Source organism: Halorhabdus sp. SVX81 (genome assembly GCF_029207715.1).
In the GTDB taxonomy this organism is placed as follows: domain Archaea; phylum Halobacteriota; class Halobacteria; order Halobacteriales; family Haloarculaceae; genus Halorhabdus.
Genome location: NZ_CP104322.1, coordinates 2541528 through 2557131 on the forward strand (window position 1 = coordinate 2541528; position 15604 = coordinate 2557131).

A 15604-nucleotide genomic window follows, 5' to 3' on the forward strand; every position below is an offset into this window, starting at 1 on the left:
CAGATCCTCACACCTCGACCGTCTCGCCGTTCGAGGGTGCCGTCGCGTCGTAGCCGTCGGCCGAGAGTTCCGCGGCGAACTGCTCGCATCTGTCGCCGTGATTGACGAGGAGTTGCGTCTCGCGGTAGGCATCGAGGAACGCGTCGAGGCCCGCACGATCGGCGTGCGCGGAGAAGTCATAGGACTCGACCTGCGCGGCGACGGGCATCCGCTGGCCGTCGATTTCGGCGCTGCCCGTCTCCAGCAGGTCCCGGCCCGGCGTCCCCTCGACCTGATACCCCGTGAGCGCGATCTTGTTGACCGGCCGATCGCGGATCTCGGGAATGTACGACATCGCCGGGCCGCCCGAGAGCATCCCGCTGGTGGTGACGATCGCCGTGTTCTGTGCCGCGATGCGCTTGCGCTGGCCGTCGCGGCCGTCGACGAACCGGGCGTGTGATTTCGCCCGCTGGAGAGCGTCGGAATCCCGGACGAAGTCGGGATGGTGACGGAGCATCTTCGTCACCTGCTTTCCCATCCCGTCGACGTAGCAGGGGATGTCGTGGGCTTCACAGATCATGAGCAGCTCCTGGGTCCGACCGATGGCGAAGGCGGGGATCACGACGGTGCCGCCCTCCCACAGCGCCGTCTTGACGCTCTCGGCGAAGCGCTCCTCGAGGGTCGCCCGATCCTCGTGGGAGACGTCCGAATAGGTGCTCTCGGTGAGCACCACGTCCGCGTCCGGGCGGGCCGTGGTTCCTGCGACCAGCCGTTGGTTGTCAGTGTGAAAGTCGCCGGTGTACAGCAGTCGCGTCTCGCCGTCGTCGACGAGGACGTGGGCGCTGCCGGGGATGTGGCCGGCGTTGAAGAAGGTGACCTCGTGGCCGGCCGCCTCGAAGGATTCGCGATAGCCGTGGGTCTCGCTGACCTGCGTGACGCGCCTGACGTCGACTTCCGTGAACGGGCAGTCGTAGGTGCCGCCGTGGAGCTTCAGGGTGTCCCGGGCGAGCGTCAGCGCGAGTTCCCGGGTCGGCGGCGTCCAGTGGATCGGCGGGCGTCGGCTCCCCGAGAGCAGCGACGGGATCGAGCCGACGTGATCGAGGTGGCCGTGGGAGGCGACGACGGCCTCGGGCTCGACGGTGCCGACCGGAAACTGCGGCGGGGTCTCGGTCTTCATCCCGTAATCCAGCAGCAGCGACTCGTTGACGAGGATCGCACTCCGGCCCACCTCGCCAGCGCCGCCCAGAAACCGGAGCTTCATTCGCGTCGTCGTTGTGCGTCGCCGGGTTTGGGTCCGTCGCTTCAGGTTGCATCCGCCGGCCCGCGCCGCGGCCCGGTGGCTTCGCTACGCTCGCCGTCCGGCTAGGCGTCGTCGGCTCGAGAGACCGTTGGCGGGTCGAGGACGAGCGCGCCGGCGGCGGCGAACAGGGCGAGGCCGCCGCCGAGCAGGAACGTCTGGTTCCACCCCAGGGTGACGACGGCCGCGCCGGTGACGGTCCCGCCGAAGACGCCGCCCCAGATCTTCGCGGAGTACAGCAGCGCGTAGTTGGCACTCGAGTGTTTCTCGCCGTAGAAGTCCGCGACGGCGCTGGGAAACAGCGTGTACTGCGGGCTCGAGAAGAAGACGCTGAAGACGACCGCGCCGACGAACGCCGCGCCGATCCCGCTCCGGCCGAAGCCGACCACCGCGAACAGCCCGATCCCGGCCAGGGCGAACGTGCCCGTCATCGTCGCCGTCCGGCCGACGCGGTCGCTGATCCCGCCGACGGTTAGTCGGCCCACTGCGCTGGCGACCGGGAGCAGCGTCGCGGCCGCGGTGGCGATCGTCGCGGCGAGGCCGAGCGTCCCCGCGTAGGAGACGACCTTCTCGATCAGCATGAGTTCGGCGCTGGCGACGGCGACGAACATCGCGTACATGAGCCAGAACTGCCGGGTCCGGAGCATCTCCCGCCAGGAGAACTGCCGGCCGGTGTGGTTCACGTCCGATCCTTCGTCCCCCGAGCGCCACGCCGCGGGGGGATCCCGGAGGACCAGCGCGCCGACGAAGACGACGGCGAAGATGAGCACGCCGACGTGCTGGAGGACGTCGACGTAGGCCGTGACCGGGCTCCCGGGCCCCGCGTTCGCCCGGACGTACGGGACGAGGGCGGCGCTCCCGCCGGCGAAGGCCATCGTGCCGACGCCAGCCGTGAGGCCCCGGCGGTCCGGGAACCACTTCAGCGCGGTGTTGACTGCGACGGTGTAGACGATGCCGACGCCGAAAGCACCTAGCGAATAGGCGAGATAGATCCCCCAGACCGTCTCCGCGACCGACAGCGCGAGGTAGCCGCCGCCGGCGAGGACGGCCGCGAGGATGCCGAGCGCTCGCGGGCCGTGGCGGTCGCGCCACCAGCCGACGGGGAACTGGCTGCCGGCCTGGATCACGACGTACAGCGTAAAGACCGTCGAGAGGGCGGCGCTGTCGATCCCCAGGTTGGTCGCGACGGGCTCTCTGAGACTGCTCCAGACGTACTGGTAGGGCCCGACGACGGCCATCATGGCCGCGGCCGCGAGTACCAGCCACCACCGCGAGAACCCGAGCGCTTCCCGGGCGCGGGCGGCGTGATCGACCCCTTCGCTCATTGCCGTCCCCCTCGATCGATTCCCGCCATGGCTTCGGACGTTCGGAGGCATGCGCCCCGATCCGATTATACCTGTCGTCACGCCAGTCGGCGACGGGGCGCCTGGTCGAGGCAGCGATCGCCCTCGCCTACTCTGTCAGCCCGTCACGACAACAATACACCGCGAAAAACGGGCGCTCGAGTGGTCCTCTCCGATGTCGCTGTATCAGTTCCCGCCGCGTTCGCTGCGAGCGTCGATCTGATCGCCTTCGAGGGCTTCGAGCAACTCGGAGTACCGGTCCCGGATCGTGACTTCGCTGACGTCGGCCGTCTCGGCGACTTCCTGCTGGGTGATGCGGTCGCCGGTCAGCAGTCCGGCGGCGTAGATCGCGCCGGCAGCAAGGCCGGTCGGGTTCTTCCCGCTGTGTTCGCCCGTCTTTTTGAGTTCCGAGAGTAGTTCCCGTGCCTGTCGTTCGAGTTCATCGCCCAGTTCGAGGTCGGACGTGAACCGTGGCAGGTACTCCGCCGGATCGGCCGGGGCGATCCCGAGTTCGAGTTGGCGGGCAAGATACCGATAGGCGCGGGAATACTTCTGGCGGCGGACGCGACTGATGGGCTCGAACTCGTCGAGACTCCGGGGCGTCCCGGCCTGGCGGGCGGCGGCATACAGCGACGCCGTCGCCATCCCCTCGATCGACCGACCGGGCAGGAGATTCTCGTCCAAGGCCCGGCGATAGATCACGCTCGCGGTTTCCCGAACGTTCTCCGGGAGGCCAAGCGCACTGGCCATCCGGTCGATTTCGCCAAGCGCTTGCTTGAGATTGCGATCCCGGGAGTCCGTCGCACGAAAGCGCTCGTCCCAGACCCGAAGCCGACTCATCTTCTCGCGCTGGGACGACGAGAGCGTGCGGCCGCTTGCGTCCTTGTCCGCCCAGCCGATGCTCGTCGAGAGCCCCTCGTCGTGGAGGAGCTTCGTCGTCGGCGACCCGACCCGGCTCCGTTCGTCCTTCTCGGCGGGGGTAAACGCCCGCCACTCCGGCCCATGATCGATCGCGTCACTCTCGACGACGACACCACACTGCTCGCAGACACGCTCGCCACGCCCGTCGTCGGTTGTGACTGTCCCGCCACACTCCGGACAGGTCTCGACCCGGCCGGACTGCTTGCTTTCGGCGTTCCGCTCGGTTGCGCGGTGCTCGGATACCGTTCGTACCGAATTGGTTCCTGACATGATGGTACTGCCGCCTGCCTCGTGTGCCCGTACGTAGTCGACGGGTGCATTTAGATGTTACGTCTATTTTTTACTCCAGTAGAAACAACGTGGATACTCCCATCGTACTATTCGATACGTTATCCCGGCTTCTCGGCCAGGTTGGCGGGTATATCGCGTTTCAGCCGGTCGTCCGGGTCGTCACGTATGTTACGATTACCGTAGAAACGTCCAAAGGATTATTCAGACGGAGGACCAATCGTTTCCAACCGACGGGGCGTTCACACCACAATGACAGGGGAACTATCTGATTCGACTGCGGAGGATCGATCCGTCGTCGAGGAGGTCGTCGAGTTGCTCGAAACGCTTGATTTTACCGAGTATGAGGCACGCTGTTTCGTCGGGCTGGAGCGTCTCTGCCAGGGGACGGCAAAGGAGGTCAGCGAGGTCGCCGACGTCCCGCGCGCTCGTGTCTATGACTGTATGGACGGGCTCAAAGAGCGGGGGCTGGTCGATGTTCAGCAGGGGACCCCCCGGGAGTTCCGGGCCGTCGATCCCGACGAGGCGGTATCGATGCTCGACCGCCGTCTGTCGACGGTACTCGATCGGATCGGCACGCTGCTCCCCCGACTCCAGTCGCCGGCGGCCGACGAGGAGGACGGCGACGTCTGGGTCATGGAGGGCGACGCGGAGGTCAGCGAGCGCATGGAAGGCCTGCTCGACGACGCGACCGACGAGGTCTTGCTCGCCATCGCGGTCGAGGAGTTGCTGACCGACGAGTTGCTCACGGCGCTGCGGGCGGCCAGCGATCGCGGTGTCGACATCGTGATCGGTTCACCCGCCGAGCCCGTTCGCGAGCGGCTTCGCACGGCCCTGCCCGACGCCCGCGTGCTGGAAACCTGGACGTGGTGGGACTCCCACCCGATCCAGCCCGGTGCCGTCAGCGCGATCCTCATGGTCGACGGCGCTCAGTTGCTCGTCAGTGCCGACATCCAGACGTCGCTGCCCGGCGTCCGCAAACACCGCGCAGTCTGGACCGACGGCGATACCGCCCCGCTCGTTGGCATGATGCGCCCACTGCTCGCCGACGCGATCCAGCGCGGCGGAGAACGAGCGGAAGCGACGTCGTGACGGCTTCGGACACCGCCCCCGGTCGGGCCGTCAGTACTGTGTAGCGGGCTCGCAACTCAAAATTGACACCATCGGTCCTGTCTCGAACTTTGCCAGGCGCACGGGATAGATACCGACTGTATCTGTCCTAAACGTAGCTATACCAATCCAGATTCAGATGTTTGGCGTTGTAGATGATTTTCGTGTCGTCTTCGACCGGCGTGCCTCCACAGGTCAGTCGAACGTTGCCCTCTTTTTTCTCCTGCTCTGTGATGATTTCTTGATCGGGCATTTCGATTTCCCCATCGAGTACCCGTGCCCCACAGACCGCACATTTCCCCTCTCGGCAGTAAAACGGCCAGTGGTATCCCTCGTCTTCGGCCGCATCGAGAATGAACTCGCCCTCCTCGACCTCCAGGACGCCGTAATCCTCGTCGTCGAGGTCGGCAGCGGCAGCCTTCTCGAAAATGTTCTCGTCCTCGATGTCCCAGCCGTTCTCGTCGACCACGTCGAAATTGAGGTATTCTACTTTAGGCATCTTCTAGCAATTCAATATCATGGAGTATAGTACTTTATCAATCGATTTATCCCCTCTTCGGGCGGTAATCACCAATATCCTACTCTTCTTCGGAAGCGGCTGATAGAAGCCGAATCGAGCGAGCCAACGGCAGGGAGAGACGCTTTCGGGGGTTTCGGAAGTACTACGACCGGCTTCGGCGTGAGGGCGGAGTGTACGTGTTTGTGGCGTATCGGCCCCACGAGATAGCCGATTCGAATACACGTGCGGTAACTTATCATAAATCGGCAATACTTTTTCTTTAGACTGTATACTGAAATGTGAGGAGGTGAATGCAACAATGCCCAGTTCAAGTGGTCAGGAAGACAAAATGGAACTCGATTTTCTAATGGATAGATACAGTCAGCTTGTCGAGGAACAATTGACAACAAACGAGATAATACACACAACCTTCTATATTAGTATTGTCGTTTTCGGGGCCTTGGTTGGAGTACTCCCACAAAGCTCTACATTTTTGACTAGGGGTATCCTTTCAATCTTTGCCTCAGGGGTCTTTTTGGCCATGTTTCTTTGGACAAGGACATACTTAAATAGCCGAAAGGAAATATCCAATCATCTAGAAGATATAATAAATGAGTTTGAAAACGTGAATTTTGATTTCGAAACGGTTGATTCTCCGGATCAGTTTTTCTCGGCTCCAGCAGACTACCGCGAGGATTCTTGGGAGCAAAACTGGACAAAAGAACGACTGCTTCTGTTGTATTATCTCGGTCTTTCCATCGCCTCACTATCTATCCCGATTCTTGAACTCATTTATTTAAATATATCCACACTCATCGCTATTATTCAATGATACTGGTAGTGCCGTAGTCCATTTCAAGATTAGATGTATCTCTAAATTTGTACGACCTGCAGGGGGTCCGCTCTGGCTCGATTTTCGCAACTGCAGGCGGTGTGTTTTAGGGAAGTAGCCTTAATGACTCCTCAAGAACCGATCTCCCGGAGTGTTGTTCTCGCGACGGTGATCGCCTTGGTCTCCCCGGCGCAGCGATCGGCACATGGGCGTCCTGTGATTGGTTCCGGACTGCTCTCTCGGCATCTGCGTTGATCGAAGTCTGTGCAGAACGACTCACCGGGCATCCCTCCGGTTACGGCAGTCGACCGACGTGATGGGTCCGACGGTGATTTTTGTTGACCGCCGATTTCGCACCCCCGTTCCCAAAAATGCGTTCTTGCCGATATTGGCAGATTGAGTGCCCCTTACTCTGGATTTGGGCGGCCACAGAACGCCTAATAGTTGACTGGGCCCGCTCGGATTGTGAACCACGCCCTGACGTGCTCGCTTCGCTGTGCGCGTCAGGTCTCATTCAAATCCTTGCTTTTCCAGTAGCGGGCGCTCGCGAGTTTGCTCACGCCACGCACATGGGTCCGCTCGGATTTGAACCGGAGGAAGACATTCCTGCTCGGACCTCCGGTCCTGCGCGGGCTGTGACTTCCAGGGCTCAAATCCTCGGTGGTGATACAGCGGCCGCTCACTGTCGTTCGCGGCACGCTGTATGGGCCCGCTCGGATTTGAACCAAGGACGAAGCGGTTATGAGCCGCTCTCTCTAACCAGACTGAGATACGGGCCCTCATCCCCGCTTTTTCCGTCCGCGAACTAAACTGTACCGTCTCCGAATACCGCGACCCGTCCCTTCCATCTATCCGCCGTCGCCCAACCGCCACACGCCTCGACACCGCCCGTCACCCGCCGCCGCGATGTCGAACCCCAGCGACTCGTAAAACGGCCGCACATCGGTATCGAACTCGGCGACGAGTCGTTCCCGCTCCTGCATCGCTCGCTCGGCGAGCGCGGTCCCGATCCCCTGATCCCGACGTCGCCGGCGCACGGCCACGTTCACGATTTCCTCGCCGTCGAGTACCACCGCACCGACGACTGGCGAACCGTCCCGATCCTCGTCCGGTACAGCAACGAAGACATCCCCACGCTCGATGGCTGTCTGTACCTGGTCGTGGTCAGTCGCTAGGTCGGCCCCGTCGAGGACGTTCAAGACACCGACGAGATCGCCATCCTGGGCGGTGCGAATCGCCATCAGCCACCCTTGATCAGCCGGACGACGCGGACGTGTTCGGCCTCGACTGGCTGGTCCTCCGGGACCGGCCGTCCGTCGACGAGCACCGACACCTCGTGTGGACTCACGTCGAAGTCCGCGAGCAACTCGCCGTAGGTCGTCCCCGGCTCGATGTCGAACTCGCGCGTGGCCTCGTCGACCAGCTCCACCGTGACCTCCATATCCGTTCGTTCGCGTGCGTGACCATGAGCGCTTCGGGGTTCGTTACTGTCTCTGAGCCGGACGGCCCGTTCACACGTAGCGAGCCTCCGCTTCGTTCGGTCTCGCATCACGCGACCTCGCAGCCACGGTTCGCTCAGCTCTCCGTTCGCATTTGTCGAGGTTTCACTCACGACGGTCGGTCGACCTCGCATGCTTTATCCCACCCGGGACCCATCCATCGTCTATGAGCGAGGCCGAGTCAACCCGGGCGGGTCGGCAGGAAGTCTGGATCGAGAAGTACCGCCCACAAACCCTCGAAGACATCGCGGGCCACGAGGCCATCGTCGAGCGACTGGGCAGCTACGTCTCACGCAACGATCTCAGCCACATGCTGTTCGCCGGGCCGGCCGGCGTCGGCAAGACGACCGCTGCGACCGCCATCGCACGGGAACTCTACGGCGAGGACTGGGAGGAGAACTTCCTCGAACTCAACGCGAGCGACGAACGCGGGATCGACGTCGTCCGCGACCGGGTCAAGAGCTTCGCGCGTACTTCTTTTGGCGGCTATGACTACCGAATTATATTCCTCGATGAGGCCGACGCACTGTGCGTGCCGCCTGGAACTGAGGTTGTTACGGGATATCCGTCAAAACCGGAGGTAAAAAATATCGAAGACGTGGCGGAAGACGGAGAGCCGATTCCATCCGTCGATTTCGAGACCAACGAGATCCAATCCGACAAGGGACACCGTGTCGATTCGGGCATCGCAGATTTCTTTGAACTCGAACTTGCGGACGGACGGACCGTCCAGGCGAGCCTCTCGCATCCGTTTTTCGTGGTCGATGAAGGTGGGAAACTCGTCGAGAAAGAGCTACAGGAACTGGAGCCGGGTGACGAGATCGCGGACTTCAAAGACGACATCGGCGTTTCGCGGTGTGAATCCTGTAGCGACTGGACCGCGGGACGGTTCTGTTCGGTTTCCTGCAAGGACGAGGGACACAGCCGCGAGATGCAAGGGACCAACAATCCGATGTACGGAACGGAGTGGTCCGACGAGCGGCGCGAGAAAATCGTTGAGAAGCTCTCCGACGGGAGACTTGAAGGTGAAGACAACCCGAACTACGGGGGCGATTTCCACGGTGTCTCCGTCTGGGAAATGGACGAAGAAAGCATCGAACGCTTCTGTGACAATCTTAGCGAGAAACGATCCGGGACTTCGTGGGACGAGTGGGTCGTTGACGCCGACCCCGAAGCGGTGAAAGAAAGGATCGGTCGGTCGAGCGCGCAGTGGTGGGCGAATCTGGACGAGGACAGGAAAGACGAAATCGTCCAAAAAGCGACCGAGGCGTGTGAGTACCCGGTCTGTGACATCACCGGCGATAACAACCCGATGCGTGACCCCGAGGTCGCACAGAAGGTTTCGGAAGCGTTGCAGGGGCACGAACCAACCGGCGGGAACATCAGACACAGCGACGAACTCGGCCATCTCGTCCGATCCGACTGGGAGTACGAGGTCGCGAAGGCGTTGCAGGATGCAGGCGTCGAATACGAGTACGAACCGGAGTTTGAACTCTCCGAATCAGTGTTCCATCCCGATTTCCTTATCGGCGATACCGTCGTGGAGGTCAAAGGCTCCGCCAAGTTGTGGGGCCAGACCGAGAAGGTGAAGGAATTCCTGGAAACGTACGGTGAGGAGTACACGTTTGTCGTCGTCGGGGACGGCGAACTTCCGCATCACGAACACTACGAGAGAGACGAGTTCGAACCTGCTCTCGTGACCGACGGTGGACTGGAAGCCGTGGAAACGATCACGGTTCGAAATATCGAATACAGCCATCGTGGGAAGGCGTACAACATCAGCATGGAGGGGACGCCGAACTTCATGCTCGCCAATGGGATTTTGACCCACAATACTAGCGACGCCCAGTCAGCGCTTCGCCGGACGATGGAGCAGTTCTCGAACAACGTCCGCTTTATCCTCTCGTGTAACTACTCCAGTCAGATCATCGATCCGATCCAGTCTCGATGTGCCGTCTTCCGCTTTTCGCCGCTCGCCGACGAGGCCGTCGAGGCCCAGATCCGCCAGATCGCCCAAGAGGAAGTCATCGACGTTACCGAGGACGGGATCGAGGCGCTGGTCTACGTCGCCGGCGGCGACATGCGAAAAGCGATCAACGGGCTCCAGGCTGCGTCGATGTCCGGCGATACAGTCAACGAGGAAGCGGTCTTCGAGATTACGTCGACAGCCCGGCCCGAAGACATCCGCGAGATGGTCGACCTCGCGCTCGACGGCGACTTCACTGCTGCCCGGTCGCGTCTCGACACCCTGTTGACCGAGGAAGGGATCGCCGGCGGCGACATCATCGACCAGCTGCACCGCACCGTCTGGGAGTTCGACCTCTCGGATGCGGCGGCCGTCCGCGTCCTCGATCGTGTCGGTGAAGCCGACTATCGGATCACCGAGGGCGCGAGCGAACGAATCCAGCTTGAGGCCTTGCTCGCGTCACTCGCGCTCGACGGCCGTGACTGACAGAAATATAAAAAATTGGTGCGGAAAAATTGCGGTGAGACGCGGCGACAGGCGGCGGTTTCATCCGGTATTCTTCCATCCGATAGTTTTTTCATAACAGAAACTGACATGTACAGTCGATGTCCGCCTTCGACATCAGGTCCCCCTCCGTCTCCGACGACGGTCTCGGTATTGTCCTCCATCCCGGGCCGTACAAACGGCTCGTGTACCACGTGCTGGGCTTTCCGCTCGGCATCCTTTCGTTTCTCGGCGTCGTGATCGGTGTCTCGCTCGGACTCACTCTCTCGATTCTGTTCGTCGGCATCGCAATCCTCGCCGGGACGGTCGTCCTCTTGCGTGTCTTCGCGATAGTCGAGGCACGCCTGGCCGCGACATTCCTCGACGAGACGATCCAGTCCCCTCGGCAGCTGGATACCTCCCCGTCGGAGCCCATTTCCCACGTTCGGAATGCGTGTACCGATGAGCAGACCTGGCGCGCGTGTGCCTTTGCGCTGGTTCGGCTGCCAGTCGGCGTGATCCAGTTCACCGTCGCCGTGACGCTCACAGCCCTTTCGCTCGCGCTGGTGACCGCACCGTTGCACTACGATGGTGTTCAACTCTTCCAGTTCGGGCCCTGGTGGCACCTGGGATCGCTCTCGGAGGCACTGCTTGCCGTTCCAGTCGGCGTGTTGCTCTGGGCGTTCTCGTTGCACGTCTTCGATCTGCTCGGCACGGCCATGGAGCGGTTCACACGCACCTTGTTGACGCCTGTCGAGTAGCCAGACCGACGCTTGCGTGTGTCTCAGACGTCTTCGATCACCGCGTCCCCGAAACCGCCAGGTACGAAACAATGACGCGGCTGGAGCGTCCGTTTTCGGCCCACGGACACCGTTAGCTGCCCGAACAGCCCCTTCGGAACTGATTTAGGGCCGGACGGGCCACAATACAGGCAACGAATGAGTGATCTCGAGGAGGAATACCGGCTCGAATACTTCGAGGAGCACGGGTTCCATCGCAAGGAGTGTGTGGAGTGTGGGGATCACTTCTGGACGCTCGACGACGCGCGGGAGACCTGTGGCGAACCTCCCTGTGACGAGTATAGCTTCATCGACGATCCAGGATTCGACGAGGCATTCGAACTCGGCGAGATGCGCGAGCAATTTCTCTCCTTTTTCGAGGAGCACGACCACGAGCGCATCGATCCCTATCCCGTCGCGGCCAACCGCTGGCGGGAGGACGTCCTCCTGACCCAGGCGTCGATCTACGACTTCCAGCCACACGTCACCAGCGGCGCGTCACCGCCGCCGGCGAACCCCCTCGCCGTGAGCCAGCCCTGCATCCGGATGCAGGACATCGACAACGTCGGCGTCACCGGCCGACACACCATGGCCTTCGAGATGATGGGCCATCACGCGTTCAACGCCGACGAGGGCACTGACTACGCCTACGAGGGCGAGGTCTACTGGAAGGACGAATGCGTCGAGTACTGTATGGATCTGCTCGCCGAGGTCGGTGCCGACCGCGAGGCTGTGACGCTGATCGAGGACCCCTGGGTCGGCGGCGGCAACGCCGGACCCGCCTTCGAGGTGATCTACGAGGGCGCGGAACTCGCGACGCTCGTGTTCATGCAGTTCGAGCGCGACCCGGACGGCGATTTCGAGATGAAGGACGGCAACACCTACAGCCGGATGGATCGCCGGGTCATCGACACCGGCTACGGGCTCGAACGCTGGACCTGGATGTCACAGGGCACGCCGACGGTCTACGAGGCCGTCTACCCCGACATGATCGACTTTCTCACGGACAACGCGGGGATCGAACACACCGCCGAGGAGGAGGAGATCGTCCACAAAGCGGCGAAGCTCTCCGGTCGGATGGACATCGACGAGGCCGAGGACGTCGAGGCCGCCCGCGACGACATCGCCGCGGAGATCGGCGTCGCGACCGACCGCCTCCGCGAACTCGTCGAACCCCTCGAATCCATCTACGCGATCGCCGACCACAGCCGGACGCTCGCGTACATGCTCGGCGACGGGATCGTCCCGAGCAACGTCGGGACGGGCTATCTCGCGCGGATGGTCCTCCGGCGCACCAAACGCCTGGTCGACGAGGTCGGCGTCGACGCGCCGATGGACGAACTCGTCGACATGCAGGCCGAGCGGTTGGACTACGACAACCGCGATACGATCCGTGACATCGTCCGCACGGAAGTCGAGAAGTACCGCGAGACGCTCGACCGTGGCCACCGACGCGTCGAACAGCTGGCCGAGGAGTACGCCGACTCCGGCGAGCCGATCCCGGCCGCGGAACTCGTCGAACTCTACGACAGTCACGGCATCCAGGCCGAGACGGTCGAGGAGATCGCCGCCGATCGTGGTGTCGATGTCGACGCCCCGGAGGACTTCTACTCGCTGGTCGCCGAGCGCCACGAGGACGCCGAGGGCCCCGGGTCGACCGAGGAGACCGACCGGGACGATCGACTGCTCGAGCTCCCGGACACCGAGAAGCTCTACTACGACGACCAGACCCGGACCGAGTTCGAAGCCGTCGTCCTCGACGTCATCGAGCGCGCCGAGGGCTACGATGTGGTGCTCGATCAGACGATGTTCTACCCGGAAGGTGGGGGCCAACCGCCGGATCACGGTACGCTCTCGACGGACGACGGGACGGTCGACGTGACCGATGTCCAGATCCGTGATGGCGTTGTCCTCCACCGAACTGACGCCGATCCGGGCACGGGCGAGTTCGTCCGCGGACAGATCGACGGCCGGCGGCGACGCCGACTCATGGCCCACCACACAGCGACCCATATCGTCGTCCACGCTGCCCGGCAGGTTCTCGGCGACCACATCCGCCAGGCCGGTGCACAGAAAGGGACCGACTCGGCACGCATCGACGTCCGTCACTACGAACCGGTCTCCCGCGAGGAGGTCAAGGAGATCGAGCGGGTCGCCAACGATATCGTCACCGACAACGCCGCAGTCACCCAGGAGTGGCCTGACCGCCACGAGGCCGAAGCCGAGTACGGCTTTGACCTCTACCAGGGCGGGATCCCGGCCGGCGAACAGATCCGGCTCATCCACGTCGAAGACGATGTCCAGGCCTGTGGCGGAACTCACGTTTCCCGGACCGGCGAAGTCGGGGCGATCAAGATCCACTCGACCGAGCGCATCCAGGACGGCGTCGTCAGGCTGACGTACGCCGCCGGCGAGGCTGCCATCGAGGCAACCCAGGAGACCGAGGACGCCCTCTACGCGGCGGCCGAGGCGTTCGATGTCGATCCGTGGGACGTCCCGGAGACGGCCGAACGCTTCTTTACCGAGTGGAAAGCGCGCGGTAAGGAGATCGAGCAGTTACAGGCGGAACTCGCCGAAGTACGCGCGTCGGGTGATAGCGGGGGCGAGGAAGTCGACGTTGGCGGAACGACGGCGGTGATCCAGCGGGTCGATGGCGGGATGGACGAACTGCGGGCAACGGCCAATGCGATCGCCGAATCGGGGTCGGTCGCGGTCGTCGGTTCGGGTGTGGACGGCGCACAGTTCGTCGTGGCTGCCCCCGAGGGTACCGGCGTCAACGCCGGCGCGGTCGTGAGCGAACTCGCCGACCGCGTCGGTGGAGGCGGCGGCGGTCCGCCGGACTTCGCACAGGGTGGCGGCCCCGACGCCGAGGCGCTCGACGACGCACTCGAGGCGGCCCCGGCCGTGCTACGACAGGTTATAAACTAACTCCATCGACAGACGGCTTCCGCGCGGCGTCCATCACCTCGCGTTCCGATTGCTGACTCCGTGTGGCCGGTGTAGCGCGGGGGTTTATTCACGCTGAGTAAATTGTCTCCCCCCTTTACAAGTACCGGCCAACAATGACCGAGTGGGTCGGCACGCCGGCCCAATCCCCCCACAATGTCAGAGGCACCATGACTCCATCCCCCGGAGTTGCAGTTCACAGACGGTGCTTTCACCCCCCGATTTTCACCCCTTTTTGATTCAGTCAAAAGCGCCGCCACTACGTGCGTATCGCGATCGTGAAACTAGATGTACTTATCTGAACCCGACCAACTGAAAGTCACCGTATTCGCTGTCACGGGCAATGAGGAGGACGTGACCACTCGCGATGACAGGATCCGACGCGATCGCTGGAAGCGAATGTCGGGCGATCTCCTGCCCGGATTCGAGGTCGTATAGCCCGAGGCTCGGACCGATCTCCGAATCGTCCTGCGCCACGTAGACGACGTCGTCCGCGATCACGGGCGTTGCCGTCCGGGACGTTTCGACTGACCACAGCTGCTCACCGGTTGCTGCCACCCGCGCGACAATCTGGAACCCGTCAGGACCCAGTTGCTCGCCCACCAGGAGGGTCTCGTCGCCGACACTCATCGTTTGTGGCCAGTAGGGTCGGGTCGTTTCGTCGCCGGTTCGCTCCCACAGGACACTCCCATCAGTTGGATCGTACGCGCCAATGGCACCGCTTTGATCACCGGATCGTGTCCAGCCGACGAAGATGCGGTCCGAACCGACCACGAGGGATTCTGCTCTCGTCGGACCCGATCGTTGCCAAATGAACTCGTCCGCTTGCAGGTCGTACGAGTGGATTTCACTCCCGCCGAAGTAGAGTCGGCCGTGTCCGGCGGCAGCCACGCTGACGAAGTCGTCAAAGGTCGGTGTCGTCTTCGAGCAGACATTGCCCTCCTTACCGAGTGCCGTCAGGACTGCATCGTTCGGGGATCCGTCGGCTTCAACGCTATAGCGAATCCCGTAGAGACGATTATCGGACGGAATGGGTCTGCTCGCTTCGCTTTTGGACTTATCTAGTCCCGATAGCGTCGTGTTCCACTGTTTGGTCCCATCGGTCGGGTCGAATCCTGAAAGACTCCCGTTTCCGTCGTCAAGAAGCAGTCGGCCCCCTGTGAGATATGCCGAATCGAAGGGTCCCTGGTCAGGGGACAATGCTACCTGCCATCCCGGTTCCCCCGTGAAAAGATCGTACGTGACGAGCATCCGAGTCGAAGAGTCACTGCCATCTTCTCTCGTCCAGACGACCAGAATCCGGTTCCCGGCGACGACTGGCCCAGGACCGGCGTGACTGGCGTCTCGCTCCGGGAGCGGTTGCCGCCACCGTTCCGTGAGTGGTCGATCCGGGGCGGCAGCGTCGATCGCTCGGTTGGTGTTGCCGATGTCGTGGTTCGCCATCGGCCAGTCAGTCGGCGCTGGATCGAACGAGACCGGATGACACGGATCTGGCTCGGTAGCCAACGTACTACAGCCGGCGAGCCCGACTACAGCCCCCGTGGCGGCAGTCAGAAACGCCCGACGAGACGACGAAAAATCGCGCATACTGACCGTAGAAACCTCACGACGATATGTTTTTTGATAACGAATAGTTTCGTATATTTGAGGTCGCGGTTCGCC

At 62.5% G+C, this 15604-nt stretch carries 12 protein-coding genes and 1 tRNA gene; 5 read left to right on the forward strand and 8 right to left on the reverse strand.

Annotated elements, in window-relative coordinates; all coding sequences use genetic code 11:
• Positions 1-7: 7 nt before the first annotated feature.
• From SVXhr_RS12760 to SVXhr_RS12770, 3 genes are all read right to left on the reverse strand, one after another.
• Positions 8-1240, reverse strand: coding sequence for an MBL fold metallo-hydrolase (locus SVXhr_RS12760; protein ID WP_275737641.1), 1233 nt, complete (start codon positions 1238-1240; stop codon positions 8-10).
• 101 nt (positions 1241-1341) lie between these two features.
• Positions 1342-2601, reverse strand: a complete 1260-nt coding sequence (locus SVXhr_RS12765) for an OFA family MFS transporter (protein ID WP_275737642.1) — start codon at positions 2599-2601, stop codon at positions 1342-1344.
• A 204-nt stretch (positions 2602-2805) separates the two neighbouring features.
• Positions 2806-3810: a TFIIB-type zinc ribbon-containing protein gene (locus SVXhr_RS12770; RefSeq protein WP_275737643.1), complete on the reverse strand. Its 1005-nt coding sequence runs from the start codon at positions 3808-3810 to the stop codon at positions 2806-2808.
• Positions 3811-4080: 270 nt separating this feature from the next.
• Between SVXhr_RS12770 and SVXhr_RS12775 the strand changes: the two genes are divergently transcribed.
• The gene (locus SVXhr_RS12775; RefSeq protein ID WP_275737644.1) at positions 4081-4920 is read left to right on the forward strand and encodes a helix-turn-helix domain-containing protein; all 840 of its coding nucleotides are present in this window, start codon (positions 4081-4083) and stop codon (positions 4918-4920) included.
• A 127-nt stretch (positions 4921-5047) separates the two neighbouring features.
• On the opposite strand, the gene fer is transcribed toward SVXhr_RS12775, so the two are convergent.
• Positions 5048-5437, reverse strand: a complete 390-nt coding sequence (gene fer / locus SVXhr_RS12780; protein WP_275737645.1) for a ferredoxin Fer — start codon at positions 5435-5437, stop codon at positions 5048-5050.
• Positions 5438-5744: 307 nt separating this feature from the next.
• Here fer and SVXhr_RS12785 point away from each other — a divergent pair, with 307 nt between their 5' ends.
• Positions 5745-6269: a hypothetical protein gene (locus SVXhr_RS12785; protein WP_275737647.1), complete on the forward strand. Its 525-nt coding sequence runs from the start codon at positions 5745-5747 to the stop codon at positions 6267-6269.
• A 704-nt stretch (positions 6270-6973) separates the two neighbouring features.
• Here the strand turns inward: SVXhr_RS12785 and SVXhr_RS12790 are convergent.
• The 3 genes from SVXhr_RS12790 to SVXhr_RS12800 form a co-directional block, all read right to left on the reverse strand.
• Positions 6974-7048, reverse strand: a tRNA-Ile gene (locus SVXhr_RS12790).
• A 69-nt stretch (positions 7049-7117) separates the two neighbouring features.
• Positions 7118-7510 (reverse strand): GNAT family N-acetyltransferase, encoded by a 393-nt coding sequence (locus SVXhr_RS12795; RefSeq protein ID WP_275737649.1) that lies wholly within the window; start codon positions 7508-7510, stop codon positions 7118-7120.
• On the reverse strand, positions 7510-7710 hold the full coding sequence (locus SVXhr_RS12800) for a ubiquitin-like small modifier protein 2 (RefSeq protein WP_275737650.1): 201 nt from the start codon (positions 7708-7710) through the stop codon (positions 7510-7512). Before SVXhr_RS12800 ends, SVXhr_RS12795 begins: the two co-directional genes overlap by 1 nt.
• 224 nt (positions 7711-7934) lie before the next feature.
• Here SVXhr_RS12800 and SVXhr_RS14655 point away from each other — a divergent pair, with 224 nt between their 5' ends.
• From SVXhr_RS14655 to alaS, 3 genes are all read left to right on the forward strand, one after another.
• Positions 7935-10220, forward strand: coding sequence for a replication factor C small subunit (locus SVXhr_RS14655; RefSeq protein WP_345799493.1), 2286 nt, complete (start codon positions 7935-7937; stop codon positions 10218-10220).
• A 119-nt stretch (positions 10221-10339) separates the two neighbouring features.
• Positions 10340-10978 carry a sensor domain-containing protein gene (locus SVXhr_RS12820; protein ID WP_275737651.1) on the forward strand — a complete coding sequence of 213 codons (639 nt, stop codon included), beginning with the start codon at positions 10340-10342 and terminating at the stop codon, positions 10976-10978.
• A 177-nt stretch (positions 10979-11155) separates the two neighbouring features.
• Entirely contained in the window at positions 11156-13924 is a 2769-nt protein-coding gene (alaS, locus tag SVXhr_RS12825; RefSeq protein ID WP_275737652.1) for an alanine--tRNA ligase, read from the forward strand.
• Between the two features lie 312 nt (positions 13925-14236).
• On the opposite strand, the gene SVXhr_RS12830 is transcribed toward alaS, so the two are convergent.
• Positions 14237-15385, reverse strand: a complete 1149-nt coding sequence (locus tag SVXhr_RS12830) for a PQQ-binding-like beta-propeller repeat protein (protein ID WP_275737654.1) — start codon at positions 15383-15385, stop codon at positions 14237-14239.
• Positions 15386-15604: the final 219 nt, after the last annotated feature.